Raw genomic sequence first — 13,316 nt, 5'->3', positions numbered from 1 at the left:
TTTACTCTCCGTGGCTCTGATCGGCCAGATCGCGGACGATGCGGTGTTCACCGCGGAACAGGACGTGGATCAGGTGATCCGTCAGGGCGATGGCAAGGATCACGGCACCGATCAGCATCGCGGATTGAGGGATCCAAAGGGCGGTTCTATCCTGTCCCTGACTGACATCGTTGAACTTCCAGCTCCAGTAGACAAAGCGATAGGCATACCAGCAGAAATACCACATGACGGCGGTAGCGATTCCAAAGCACCAGACTTCAAGAATGCGCCGAACCCCGTCCGGCACTGCGTTCAGCAGGATCGATACACGGATGTGGCTGCCCCGGTTCAGCGCGTTGGCAAACGCCAGAAAAGAGGCGGCAGCCATCGCATAACCGGCATAGTCCGGTGCGCCGGGAAACACTTCGCCGGTCCAGCGGGCCAGCATCTGCACCACGATCAGCAGCAATATGGCAATCAGGCTGATCGCCGCCAGAACCCCTGCTGCCAGATAAATGAAATCCAATACGGACCGAAGCCCTCGCAAAACTGCCATGCCGTCCCCGCTGTGTTCTGATTGGATTTGAAACGGGCGGCAGGATATGCCGCCGCCCGTCCGGTAAGGATCACTGAGACGCGTGGAACGCGTCGACGATGGCCTTGCCTTGGTCCCCGGCGGCCTCTAGCCATTCATTGGTCATGGTCACACCGATTTCTTTCAATTCCTTCACCATCTGATCCGATGCCGGGCCAACGGTCATGCCGCCATCCCGCAGGCCTTGCAAGGTAAAGCCGGTGTATTCCTTGGCACGCCAGTTCCCGGCATATTCCGCCAGCTCAGCACAGCCTTTGATGACGTTCTTGTTGGCATCGGATACACCAGACCAGACGTCGGAATTGACCATCACGTAATTGCGCGGCAGCCAGGCGTCGACCTCGTAGAAAAAGTTCAGGCTTTCCCAAACCTTGCGGTCATACCCGGTCGAACCCGACGATATCATCGAATCCGCCACGCCCGTTGCAAAAGCCTGACTGATTTCAGCCGCTTCGATGGTAACCGGCAGCATCCCGGTCAACTCGGCCAGCCGTGAAGTGGCGTTGTTGTACGAGCGGAACTTGATGCCCTTCATCTCGGCGACCGAGTTTACCTCATCTTTGAAATACAGACCTTGCGGAGGCCACGGTACCGCATAAAGCAGCGTCAGGTTTTGCTCGGCCAGCAGGTTTTCGATCGAAGGTTTGGCCGCTTCCCAAAGCTTTGCGCTGTCGTCGAATGAGGTCGCAAGAAACGGGATGGAATCAAACCCGAACAATGCGTTTTCGTTCTGATGCCCGGACAACAACCGCTCACCAATCGGGGCCTGCCCTGTCTGGATTGCGCGTTTGATGTCGCCGCCCTTGAACAGCGAGCCGGATGGGTGCGTGACGATTTCAATCTCACCGCCGGTGCCGGTGGTGACGCATTTGGCAAATTCCGCGCCCGTGGCCGAGTGGAAGTTTGAGGCCGCATAGGCCATCGGCATGTCCCATTTTTCGGCCATGGCGGGTGCCGCGGCGGTGGCGGTCAGCGCAGTTGCCGCCAGAAGGTTCGTCAATTTCTTCATGATTCTTCTCCCTGTTGAATTTGGAAACACCGGCGTTTCTCACCGCTTTGTTTGTTATTTCGCGTATCGTGACGGCGCGTAGACGCTCATGTCGACATTTGGCGTTCTGCCCGCAATCATCTGCGCCAGAAGGCGCCCGGTTTTCGGCCCGCCTGTCAGGCCGATATGGTGATGCCCGAAGCCCGTATAGGCCCCTTTGATACCGGGCACTTCGCCAATAACCGGGATCGAGTCAGCCGGGGCGGGCCTGTGCCCCATCCATTCCACTTCCTCCTTCCATGTCACGCCCGGGAACGCCGCCCGGGCATTTTTGCGCATCAACTCGAACGGCGCGCGCGAGGGCGGCGCATCCAGCCCTCCGAACTCGACAATGCCCGCCAAGCGTATGCGCCCATCCATCGGTGTCGCAACGAACTTGCCCGAGACAACCATAACCGGGCTACGCGGCATCGCGGAAGGCTTTACCAATTCAAGATGATAACCACGTTCGCTTTCAAGGGGAACAGAAACTCCCAAGCGCTTTGCCAATGGGCCCGACCAGATCCCGGCCGTGACAACGGCCGCGTCACAAGCAATGGTCTCGCCAGAGGCCCGAACCCCTGTGACATGCCCGTTTTCCCGAACCACGTCTTCGACGTTTGCACGTATGAAACGACCTCCATTCGCCTCAACATGCGCGGCAAGGTCTTTCACGTACCGGCCGGGGTCGGTGATGTGGCCATGATCCGAAAGCCGGGCGGCAAACCCGATGCCCTGACTGTAAACCGGGTCATATTCATGGAAGGCGTGACCTTCCAATTCGTCCCACTGAAACCCGTTCCTGCGCCGGATATCCCAACCAAATGCATCTTCCTCAAAATGCGCGCGATCCCTGTAAAGAAACAGGTAATCTGACGGAACCAGCCACTTTTCCGCACCCGTTCCGGCCGCCAGCGCCTTGTGGTCATTCAGACTGTCGCCAACGATGGATGACAGTGCTGCGGCGATCCTCTCGACGTCGGCGGCGTTGGCGTGACGGAGGTATTTCCAAAGCCACGGAAGAAGTTTTGGTAAATATCCCCATTTCAGGAACAAGGGTTGCGAGGGGCTGAGCAGCATCTTCGGCGCTTTGCCCAGCAATCCGGGAACGGTGACCGGAACGATCGAACACGAGGCCAAAACCCCACCATTGCCGTGCGAGGTACCTTCGGCAGGGCCTGCCTTGTCGATCAGGATCACGGCGTGACCATCCCGCTGCAACCAGACCGCAGTCGACACGCCGACAATTCCGGCCCCTATGATGGCTATGGTTTTCTTGTCCGTCATTCTGTCACCGCCTTGGCAACCGCATAATGATTCAGTTTGGTCAGGTCAGGTCTGCCGCCAAGTCCGGGGTCCTGAGGCACGCATACCTGACCGTCCTTTACCTGAAATGGCTGCTCCAGAATGTCCTCTTTCAGGAAATAGGACGCCTGATAGAATTCGCAGCCCAGAGAGATTTCCGGTGTCGCGGCAATCATGTGCGTGCCCGCCAAGTGGGCCAGTCCAGCCTCGAACATGTCACCACCATAGGCCGTCAGGCCATGGGCCGCAGCGATGCGCGCAACCGTCTGCCCGCGGGTCAGGCCGCCTGACTTCATGATCTTCACTGAAACTCCGTCGCAGATCCCTTCGCGAGCTGCGCGCTCCATATCTTCGGGGCCAAAGACGCTTTCGTCGGCCAGAAGGGGAACATCTGTCATCTGCCGCAGCTTTGCCATCATGCCATACTGATGGGCGCGGACAGGTTGTTCAATGAAGTCCGGTTTGAACTGAGCGACGTCCCGCACCTGCGATGGCGCATCATCAATGCTGAGCCCTTGATTATAGTCCACGCGGACCGAGAACTCCGGGTAGTTCTGGGCAAGATACTCCAGCCGCATGATGTCGAAGGCGTGATCCTTGAACCCGGTCTTGAGTTTGACAATCCGAACACCATCCTCACGCAGGCGCGCCAACAGATCGACGTCCTGGGCAAAGTCGGGATTTGCGATGGAACAACTCAGCGGAATGCTGTCGCGGAAGCGACCACCCAGCAAGGACCAGACCGGAACACCGCTGATCCGGCCTGCCAGATCCAACAGTGCGGTTTCCAGCGCGGCCTTGGCTTCGGTGCAATGTGCCACGGCATAAGCCGCACGCGCCATGATGGCGGCCCGATCCCCAACGCATGCCCCAAGAACGTGAGGGCGCAGATAACGGTCCAGTGCCGCAAAACTCGCTTCGGGTGTTCCGGTGAATACCGACCAGGGCGACGCCTCGCCATACCCCTGCGTGCCATCCTCGGATGTCAGGCGCAGGATGACGACTTCGCAAACGCCTTCAACCGATCCGATGCCGTGATCCCGGCGGGATGTGACCGGCAGTTCAAGGTGCCACAGGTCATAGCCGATGATTTTCTGTGCCAGATTGCTCATTTCACCCCCTGTCGATGGGGAAAGCCTGCCTTGACCGGGCTATCATTTCAAATACTATATTTTCGTAAGTTCATCAGAAAAAGTGATGTAGCAATCGTTGTCCCTACGCTTTCGCCAGCTTCAGGCCTTTCATGCCATCATGGAAACCGGAACCGTAACCGGCGCGGCCTCGGTTCTTGGGATATCGCAACCCGGCATCAGCAACCTTCTGGCACAGCTCGAGCGCGAGGCTCGTCTGCCTCTGTTCGAACGGACCAAAGGCCGATTGCTGCCAACCCCTGAGGCCGAGATGCTATTTCGCGAGGTCGACACGGTCGTGCGCGGGCTGGACCACGTGGCGCAGGCCGTAACCGATTTGCAGAACAAACATCCCGGTCAATTGCAGGTTGCCGCGCCTCACCTGTTGTCCTTTGGCTTCATGCCCCGCGAGATCGCGTGTTTTGCCAAAACGCGTCCGAACCTGTCTGTCAGCTTTCAGTCGCAATATTCGTCCAAGATTCAGGAATGGGTCATCTCGGGCCTGTTTGAAATCGGTATCGTCGAGATGCCCATTCTGCATGACACACTGAACTATCAGGAGTTTCAGTTTGAAACGCTCGCGACTTTTCCTGAGGGCAGTCCCTTGGCCGAGCACGACGTACTGACGCCAGAGATTTTGGAAAACGAACCCTTCATCGTGATGGGGCCGGAACACCAGACCCATCGCCGGACTCGCGACATCTTTCAGGCATCCGGCCACACATGGCGTACCCAGATACACACCCATCTGTCCGAAAACCTGCTGAGCTTTGTAAAACAGGGTATGGGGGTCGCGATGATCGACCCCTTTACTGTGACCTTTGACGACGAGAGCGGGTATCAGACCCGCCCATTTGCGCCGCCAGTCATGCTGGATCTCGCGATCATCACGGCCAAGGGCCGCCCTTTGTCCACGATTGCCCAGGAATTTCTGGCCCAGTTGACCCCGTCAATTGCCGCTTACGCGACCCATTCCGAGACCGGCGCGGCCGCTTCGTGAAGCGGCTGTGAGTGAATGTCGACAAGTGTTGGGCCGTCATGCTCAATCGCCTGTTTCAGCACGCGCGGCAGATCCTCGGGGTCTTTGACGGTCCAGGATTTGACGCCAAAGGCGGCCGCAACAGCGGCGTGGTCTGTCCGGTTGAAATCAACATTGTAATAGCGCTGACCAAATCCCACTTTCTGGCCAGCCTTGATCCATCCGAAGACTGAGTTCGAGAAGACGATCGAAGTGATTGGCATATTGTGCCGGACCATCGTTTCAAACTCGCCGCAGGTGAACCCGAACGAGCCATCGCCCATGACCGACAGGGTTTTAACCGATGGCCGCCCGACATGTGCCCCCATGGCCGCGCCCAGCGAATACCCCAGCGCCCCATGTGCCCGGTTGGTGATGAAATGGCGCCCCGGTTTCCGCCAGCGGTAATATGCGCTGAAATAGGGGCAGGGGGTGCCGGGGTCGGCGACGACAATCGCGTCGTCATCCAGAATGTCCATCAGGGACGCCATGACGGCCTCGGGCCGGATCGGTGTCTCGCGACTTGCGGCCAGGGGGGCGAACGCGGCCATCTTGGCCTCCCATGCGGCGCGGGCCTTGGCTGTTCCGCCTTGGCTGGTCAGGCCCTGCCGGTCTTCCAGTGCTTGCGCCAAAGCCTCCAGCGCCAGACGGGCATCGGCGCAGATCGCCACTTCGGTCTGGTAATTGGCGCCGATCACCATCGGATCGCTGTCGATATGGATGATCGTGGTGTTGCGTCCGGGGCTTCTCCACCGTTCCGTTGTGACCGAACCGGCGCGGCAGCCAATGAACAAAACGACATCGGCCTGATCCACGACGGCGCGGGTTGCCGGGATACCCCCGTTCGACCCGACAACACCCAGGGCAAGCGGGTCGGTCTCGGCAATGGACCCCTGACCCGACACGGTTGTGGCCACGGGCATGTCCAGCAGGCCTGCAACCCGGCGCAGCGCATCGGTCGCCCGGGACAAAACCGGCCCGCCACCACAGACCGCAACCGCGGATTTGGCCCCTGCAAGAATGGCAGCCGCTGCTTCGATGGCGTCCGGGTCAGGTGCGGCCCGTTCAGCGGGATAGCTGCGGTGCCTGTCATCCGCCCAGATTTCAGCCTCGTCTACCTGCCCCTTCTGCGTGTCAAACGGCAGCGCCAGATGCGTCGCACCGGGCGTGCCGGTCGTCATCGCCCTGAAGGCGGCCCGAACCATGGCCGGAAGCCGCGCGGCGTCGTCGAGGGATGTGTTCCATTTGGCCAGAGGCCGGAACAGCGCAGGCTGATCCAGTTCGGTCAAAGGGTATTTGCCGCGGCTGGTTGTTGCCACATCCGACGTGATCGCCAGAATCGGAACCGAGCTTTCGTTGGCCTCGACCACTCCGGGCAAGATATAGGTCGCACCACCGCCGGACGGGCCCTCGCACACGCCGGGCTTGCCGGTGACGCGGGCATAGCCATCCGCCATATAGGCCGCGTGCCTCTCGTCCCGTGTCAGGATGTGCTGAATGCCGTGATCCATCCGGGCAAGGGCATCATAAAAGGGTAAAGTGGTATCGCCGCACAGGCCAAACATATGCGTCACACCATGCGCTTCGAGCATACGCACCATGGCTTCGGCTCCGGTCAGAAAATTTGTCCCTGTCATGGTCGCGAGTCCCTTGTGTCAAAACTGTACTCAGTTCTGTATACAGTTTTGTATATTGATTTCAAGCTCAGCGTGTGGCACCTGTGATTCAAACGAAGTAGGGCAGGGGTAATGGCGGGTCCGCGCGTCGATGATATCTATGATCAGGTCAAGGCGATGGCGGTTTCGTTTCGCCTGCGCCCCGGCGACCGCCTGAACGAAGTGGCGTTGTCCAGGGATCTGGGCGTCAGCCGCACCCCGCTGCGCGAGGCGTTGAACCGTCTGGTCGCCGAACGGCTTTTCGACTTCCGCCCCGGACAAGGCTTTTTCTGCCGCCCGCTGGACGCGCAAAGCGTGTTCGACCTGTTCGAACTGCGCCAGATCATCGAAACAGCGGCGGCGCGTGCGGCCTGTGCCAAGGCATCGGACCACGACCTGCAATTGCTGCGGGACGAGCTTTACGCAACGGGCATCGACATCACCGGTCTGACTGTCGAAGAAGCCGTCAACCGGGATGAGGCGTTTCATTTGGGTATCGCGAAGCTGTCGGGGAATATGGAACTGTTGCAAACCCTGACGCGGATCAACGACCGTATCCGCTATATCCGTTGGATTTCCATGAGCCTGGACCGCGTGCAACGCTCAAAGGACGAACACAAACGCGTCATGCAGGCTTTGATGGACCGGAACGCGGATGAGGCGGCACGGGTTCTGGCTGCCCATATCTCCAAACGCATGGATCAGGTGCAGGATGCCGTGCGTCACGGGATTTCGAACATCTACATGGAAGGGTCGGACGATATTTCGACCCGTATCATCGAGGAGGTTGAGGGATGATCGCGCAGGGCGGAAAATCCATCTACGGCGCGTCTGTCGGCATTCTGATGCTGGATGCCCGCTTTCCCCGCATTCCCGGCGATATGGGCAACGCGCAGACCTGGCCCTTTCCGGTTCACTACCGCATTGTGCGCGATGCCTCGCCGGATCGGGTGGTCCGGCGCAAAGCCGAAGGCATGCTCGACGTGTTCATCAACGCGGCGCAGGAGCTTGTCAAAGATGGTGTCGACGGGATTACCACCAATTGCGGGTTTCTGTCCCTGTTCCAAAAAGAACTGGCCCAGGCTGTGCCTGTTCCGGTGGCCACATCGTCCTTGATGCAGGTTGAAATGGTCAACCGCATCCTGCCAGCGGGAAAACGCGCCGGGGTTCTGACCATATCAGCCTCTACTCTGACCCAAGACCATTTGCTGGCCGCCAATGTTCCATTGGACACACCCATCGGCACAACCGAAGGCGGGGCGGAGTTCACCCGCGCGATCCTTGGAAATGAGCTTGGCCTTGATGTGGAAAAGGCCCGCAAAGACAATGTAGAAGCCGCCATGGCCCTGACATCGGAACACCCCGATCTTGGCGCGATCGTGCTGGAATGCACGAATATGTGCCCCTACGCGCCCGATATTCAGCGGGCCACAGGGCTGCCCGTGTTTTCTATCGTATCTTTCGTGAAGTGGTTTCAGGCCGGTCTTGTGCCGCCCACCTACTAGACTGGTGACACGGGCGGGCTGCCAGACCCGCCCTCATCCGTCACAGGTTCAGGTCGCCTTGTACCGAGTTCCGGATCACCCGCTCGGCATTCGGAATGTCGTTTGAAAGCGCCCGCTCTCTTGCGGCCTGTTTGTCCAGCCCAAACCCAACCCAACGGTCGGTGAGCCGGGATTCCAGTGTTGCCAGATCGACGCCCAGAAACACCTTGAGCGCCCATAGGGGATGAAGGCCCACCCAGCCCGGTTCATCCAGCAAAAGGTAATTGCCTTCAACCAGAACGACCCGCTGATTAGGAGAGATCATTGATCGGGCAGCGATTGCCAGATCAAGCTTTCGGTCGAAGCCCGGAATTGCAACTTCATCTTCGGTGCGCAAACGCACAAGCAAGGCATGAAACCCGGCAAGATCGAAGGTTTCAGGCGCGCCCTTGCGGGGGAAAAGCCCGCGTTCCTTCAGGATCGCGTTGTCAAAGTGAAAACCGTCCATTGGCACAAGCCCTGCTGACACGCCGCGCCGGTTCAGTTCGGCCGTGGCAAGGCTGGCAACGGTGCTTTTCCCGGATCCGGGTGGCCCGGCAATCGCAACAAGTTGCCGGTGCCGGGCCGGCGGCAGCGCCTCAACGGCGTCGACGATACGGTCGGCCAGAACGTCAGGGGCGGTGCCGCCACCGGTCATGCGGCCTGATCCTCGGGCGGTGCGTCCTTGGCCCCGGTCATAAACGCCACGGCGTCGGACATCGAATAGTCTTTGGGGTCAATCACACACAGGCGTTTTCCCAGCCGGTGCACGTGAATTCGGTCTGCGACTTCAAAAACATGAGGCATGTTGTGGCTGATCAGGATGATTGGGATACCACGCGATTTCACATCCTGGATCAGTTCAAGGACCCTGCGGCTTTCTTTGACGCCCAGTGCTGCTGTCGGTTCGTCCAGAATGATGACCTTGGACCCGAACGCCGCCGCACGTGCCACTGCAACGCCCTGGCGTTGTCCACCCGACAGGGTTTCGACCGCCTGATTGATATTCTGGATCGTCATCAGACCCAGTTCGCTCAGCTTTTCGCGGGCGAATTTTTCCATCGCCGGACGGTCAAGCATGCGAAGCCACGACCCGAGCGGTCCTTTGCGCCGAATTTCCCGCCCCATGAACATATTGTCCGCAATCGACAGGGCAGGGGACATGGCAAGCGTCTGGTACACGGTTTCAATACCGGCTTCACGCGCGTCGATCGGGGAATGGAAATTCACCTTTTGACCTTCCAGCCAGACCTCGCCTTCGTCCGGCGCCACCGCGCCCGACACAGCCTTGATCAGCGTCGACTTGCCCGCGCCATTGTCGCCGATCACCGCCAGAATCTCACCCGGCATCAGATCGAAGTCGCAGTGATCCAGCGCAGTCACCTTGCCATAGCGTTTCACAAGGTTCCGTCCTTTGAGAATGGGTTCCATCAGGCTGCCACCTTTCTGATCCACTGGTCGACCGCGACCGCTGCGATGATAAGGATGCCGATCAGCAGGAACGTCCATTGTGCATCCGCGCCCAACAACCGCAGCCCAAGCGTAAAGACGCCCACGATCAGGGCACCGAACAGGGACCCCAGAATAGACCCGCGACCGCCAAACAGAGATATCCCCCCGATCACGACCGCCGTGATGCTTTCAATGTTGGCCAGCTGCCCCGAGGTTGGCGAAACCGACCCGATCCGGCCAATCAGGGCCCAGCCCGCAAAGGCGCAGATCAGGCCGGACAGCATGTACACGGATATCAGCGTGCGGTGTACGTTGACACCGGACAGCTCTGCCGCTTCGGGGTCATCCCCGACGGCATAGACATGCCTGCCCCAGGCCGTGTGCCGCAGCGCGTATGCAAGGACGAGGATCAGCGCCAGCATGAAGACCACCCCGACGGTAAACACCGCCCCGCCCACGTTAAACTTGGCACCAAACAGTTGCAGGATGGCGGCGTGTTCCTCGATCTCCTGCGACCGGATCGTTTCGTTTTGTGAATAAAGAAAATTCGCCGCAAGAACGATTTGCCACATGCCAAGGGTGACGATGAAAGGTGGCAGCTTGATGCGACTGACCAGAAACCCGTTCAAGGCCCCGATTGCCGAGCCAACAGCAAGGCCGCACACAATCGCAACCGAAGGCGGCATTCCATAGCGGAAGGTAAACTGCCCCATCACAACCGACGACATCACCATGATGGCCCCAACACTCAGGTCGATGCCTGCGGTCAGGATCACAAGGCTTTGTGCCGCGGCCACAATCCCGACGATCTGAACCTGCTGAAGGATCAATGTCAGCGCAAAGGGCGAAAAGAACTTGGGGCCTAATAAGACACCAAAGATGACGATGGCAGCGACAAGGACAATCAGCGGGACCAGCGACGGGTTCACATGCAGAAAATGCTGAACCGTCCCGACAAATCCGCGTTGGTGATCGTCAAACTCGGCGACTTGCTCCGGGCTGCCTTTTGCGGCGGTTTCGAAATCGTCAGCTTGTCGTGAAGAATCGGACATAGAACTTCCCCCAAAGCGTCAGGTTTATGACGACTTTAGCAAGGTTTCAGGCGTGTGGGTGGTTTTGATAAGTGGAAGGCCGCGCAGCGGCCTTCCAAACATTCAGCTTAACCCCAGCAGAGGTCCATGCCTTCCTGAACCGAGATGGACTCGACGCCGTCGGCGGCCTTATCCGTCACAAGCGCCACACCGGTGTCAAAAAAGTCCTTACCGGGTGTGTTCTCGGGCTTCACGCCTTCGTCCGCCCATTTCTTGACGGCCTCAACGCCCAGCGATGCCATCAGCAGCGGGTATTGCTGTGATGTTGCACCGATGACGCCGTCCGCCACGTTCTGCACGCCGGGGCAGCCGCCATCGACGGAAACGATCAACACGTCATTTTCGCGCCCGATAGCCTTAAGCGCTTCATAAGCGCCCGCTGCCGCCGGTTCGTTGATGGTGTGCACCACGTTGATCGTCGGGTCTTTGGCCAGCAGGTTCTCCATGGCGCGACGACCGCCTTCTTCGTTGCCAGCGGTGACATCGCTACCAACAAGACGCGGGTCGTTTTCATCGCCAATCACGTTCGGATCGGCCAGATCAACACCGAACCCCTGCAGGAACCCTTGATTGCGAAGCACATCCACAGTGGGCTGGCTGACCGCAAGGTCCAACGTGGCGATTTTGGCGTCATTTGCCGCATCTCCCAGCGTGGCTTTTGCCCATTGTCCGATCAGAAGCCCCGCAAGGAAATTGTCCGTGGCAAAGGTCGCGTCGGCCGAGTCGATAGGCTCAAGTGGGGTGTCCAGCGCAATCACCAGCAGCCCGGCATCGCGGGCCTGCTGCACCGCTGGAACGATAGACGACGTATCCGACGCGGTCAGCAGGATACCCTTTGCGCCATCCAGAATGCAGGTTTCAATGGCCTGAACCTGAGTTTCGTGGTCTCCGTCGACTTTGCCGGCAAAGGCTTTCAGCTTCATGCCAAGCTCTTCGGCTTTGGCTGTGGCACCCTCTCTCATTTTAACAAAGAAAGGGTTGGTATCCGTCTTGGTGATCAGGCAAACGGTTTCACCTTCGGCCATTGCACTGCTTGCCATGGCCGTAACCGCCAGCGCCGTGGCGCCTGCAAGTTTCGCAAGTTTCATCGGTAGTCCTCCCAGTTTTCCCAATGCCCGTCCGGGCATACGTTTGATCGGGCGAAAACCGGCCCGATCGAACGTGAAAACCATCACAAGATTCGAATTTCGAGTCAATAAATAAATCACTCTTATTTATTATTGACAGAAAGGAAGGGTTTTTACATTGTCGTCATGAAGGGGATGGCCGTGTCTGCAATGAACTCTCTGGGCAATACTACTGGCGTACGCGAGCCAGACATGCGCGGCACCAACCAAAGTGGAATGCGGGCCCGAAATGAACGGCTTGTCCTGTCACTGGTCCGGCGCCATCAGGCCCTCGCAAAATCTGAAATCGCGCGCATGACCGGCCTGTCGGCGCAGACGGTCTCGGTCATCATGCGCCAGTTGGAGAACGATGGGTTGCTGTTGCGGGGCGAACCGATCCGGGGAAAAGTCGGGCAGCCATCGGTTCCCATGCGCCTGAACCCGGACGGCGCGTATTTCTTTGGGCTCAAAGTCGGGCGGCGTAGTACCGAACTGGTGCTGACGGATTTTCTTGGCAACGTCAGGCACCGCGAGCGGCGGACCTATGATTTTCCGACGCCCGAGGCGACATTGAGCTTTTCCACAGAAAGCCTCGACAAAGTGATGGCGTCAATGTCGCCCGAGGCGCGCAGCAGAATCGCGGGCCTTGGGATTGCCATGCCGTTCTACCTTTGGGACTGGGCACAAACATTGCAGGTTCCTCAGGAAAAAATGGATCCGTGGCGTGACGCGGACCTGAAAGGCGCGCTAGCCGCAAGCTATGACGTGCCGGTATTTTTGCAGAACGACGCAACCGCGGCCTGCGGTGCCGAGCTGGTGTTTGGCCCTGCAGAAGGCCCACGAGATTTCCTGTATTTCTATGTCGGCTTCTTCATCGGAGGCGGGGTGGTTCTGAACGGCTCCATCTTTTCAGGGCGGGGAAATGCCGGTGCGCTTGGTCCATTGCCTGTGCCGGACGACGCAGGCGGAGTGAAACCATTGATAGATGTCGCCAGTCTTTATGTGCTGGAGCGCGCAGTTGGTGGGAATGCCGAAACAGCCGGCTCAATCTGGGAAACGACACGGCATTGGGACGTACCGGAAACCCACCTTGAGAATTGGCTGAACCAGGCGGCGTACGGAATCGCCCATGCCATCGTCTCTTCTTGCAGCCTGATCGATTTCGAATGTGTCAAGATTGATGGCTGGATGCCTGCTGATATCAAGGCGCGGCTGGTGGAAAGGGTTGAGCTCAAACTATCCCATATGAACCTGACCGGGCTTGAACGGCCCTTGGTGCTGGCAGGGGCGGCGGGCCCGGATGCCCGGTCATTGGGGGCGGCCAGTTTGCCATTGTCGGAAAGATACCTGCTCGAAGGGTAGGTTCATCCCCGAAAAACCCCGACCTGTATCCAAAGCGGATCAACCGGAAAAAGGGCATTGCCCGCTGAACTTT

At 58.9% G+C, this 13,316-nt stretch carries 13 protein-coding genes; 4 read left to right on the top strand and 9 right to left on the bottom strand.

Annotation, left to right across the window (positions count from 1 at the left end; translation table 11 throughout):
- Position 1: 1 nt before the first annotated feature.
- The 4 genes from ACR3FC_RS18140 to ACR3FC_RS18125 form a co-directional block, all read right to left on the bottom strand.
- Entirely contained in the window at positions 2-535 is a 534-nt protein-coding gene (locus ACR3FC_RS18140) for a TRAP transporter small permease (protein ID WP_480477489.1), read from the bottom strand.
- A 70-nt stretch (positions 536-605) separates the two neighbouring features.
- Positions 606-1,583, bottom strand: coding sequence for a TRAP transporter substrate-binding protein (locus tag ACR3FC_RS18135; protein ID WP_480477487.1), 978 nt, complete (start codon positions 1,581-1,583; stop codon positions 606-608).
- Between the two features lie 54 nt (positions 1,584-1,637).
- A complete protein-coding gene (locus tag ACR3FC_RS18130; protein WP_480477485.1) occupies positions 1,638-2,888 on the bottom strand; it encodes an NAD(P)/FAD-dependent oxidoreductase in 1,251 nt (416 codons plus the stop codon).
- Positions 2,885-4,018, bottom strand: coding sequence for an enolase C-terminal domain-like protein (locus ACR3FC_RS18125; RefSeq protein WP_480477483.1), 1,134 nt, complete (start codon positions 4,016-4,018; stop codon positions 2,885-2,887). Before ACR3FC_RS18125 ends, ACR3FC_RS18130 begins: the two co-directional genes overlap by 4 nt.
- 97 nt (positions 4,019-4,115) lie before the next feature.
- Here ACR3FC_RS18125 and ACR3FC_RS18120 point away from each other — a divergent pair, with 97 nt between their 5' ends.
- Positions 4,116-5,036: a LysR family transcriptional regulator gene (locus tag ACR3FC_RS18120; RefSeq protein WP_480477481.1), complete on the top strand. Its 921-nt coding sequence runs from the start codon at positions 4,116-4,118 to the stop codon at positions 5,034-5,036.
- On the opposite strand, the gene ACR3FC_RS18115 is transcribed toward ACR3FC_RS18120, so the two are convergent.
- Positions 4,997-6,691, bottom strand: coding sequence for a thiamine pyrophosphate-binding protein (locus ACR3FC_RS18115; RefSeq protein WP_480477479.1), 1,695 nt, complete (start codon positions 6,689-6,691; stop codon positions 4,997-4,999). The two genes, ACR3FC_RS18120 and ACR3FC_RS18115, sit on opposite strands and share 40 nt — an antisense overlap.
- A 111-nt stretch (positions 6,692-6,802) precedes the next feature.
- On the opposite strand from ACR3FC_RS18115, the gene ACR3FC_RS18110 reads away from it, so the two are divergent.
- Positions 6,803-7,507, top strand: coding sequence for a GntR family transcriptional regulator (locus ACR3FC_RS18110; protein ID WP_480477477.1), 705 nt, complete (start codon positions 6,803-6,805; stop codon positions 7,505-7,507).
- The gene (locus tag ACR3FC_RS18105) at positions 7,504-8,214 is read left to right on the top strand and encodes an aspartate/glutamate racemase family protein (protein WP_480477475.1); all 711 of its coding nucleotides are present in this window, start codon (positions 7,504-7,506) and stop codon (positions 8,212-8,214) included. Before ACR3FC_RS18110 ends, ACR3FC_RS18105 begins: the two co-directional genes overlap by 4 nt.
- A gap of 40 nt (positions 8,215-8,254) precedes the next feature.
- On the opposite strand, the gene ACR3FC_RS18100 is transcribed toward ACR3FC_RS18105, so the two are convergent.
- The 4 genes from ACR3FC_RS18100 to ACR3FC_RS18085 all read right to left on the bottom strand — a co-directional run bounded on the left by ACR3FC_RS18100 (position 8,255) and on the right by ACR3FC_RS18085 (position 11,863).
- A complete protein-coding gene (locus ACR3FC_RS18100; RefSeq protein ID WP_480477473.1) occupies positions 8,255-8,890 on the bottom strand; it encodes a nucleoside/nucleotide kinase family protein in 636 nt (211 codons plus the stop codon).
- On the bottom strand, positions 8,887-9,663 hold the full coding sequence (locus ACR3FC_RS18095) for an ATP-binding cassette domain-containing protein (RefSeq protein ID WP_480477471.1): 777 nt from the start codon (positions 9,661-9,663) through the stop codon (positions 8,887-8,889). The genes ACR3FC_RS18100 and ACR3FC_RS18095 overlap by 4 nt, the downstream gene beginning before the upstream one ends.
- Positions 9,663-10,736: an ABC transporter permease gene (locus ACR3FC_RS18090; protein WP_209508213.1), complete on the bottom strand. Its 1,074-nt coding sequence runs from the start codon at positions 10,734-10,736 to the stop codon at positions 9,663-9,665. Before ACR3FC_RS18090 ends, ACR3FC_RS18095 begins: the two co-directional genes overlap by 1 nt.
- A gap of 107 nt (positions 10,737-10,843) precedes the next feature.
- On the bottom strand, positions 10,844-11,863 hold the full coding sequence (locus ACR3FC_RS18085) for a substrate-binding domain-containing protein (RefSeq protein WP_480477469.1): 1,020 nt from the start codon (positions 11,861-11,863) through the stop codon (positions 10,844-10,846).
- Positions 11,864-12,052: 189 nt separating this feature from the next.
- On the opposite strand from ACR3FC_RS18085, the gene ACR3FC_RS18080 reads away from it, so the two are divergent.
- Entirely contained in the window at positions 12,053-13,243 is a 1,191-nt protein-coding gene (locus tag ACR3FC_RS18080; RefSeq protein WP_480478195.1) for an ROK family transcriptional regulator, read from the top strand.
- The last annotated feature ends 73 nt before the right edge of the window (positions 13,244-13,316 follow it).

The sequence above is a fragment of the Ruegeria sp. AF3 genome, from assembly GCF_056536285.1.
This window is presented reverse-complemented; position numbering and strand designations above follow the sequence as displayed.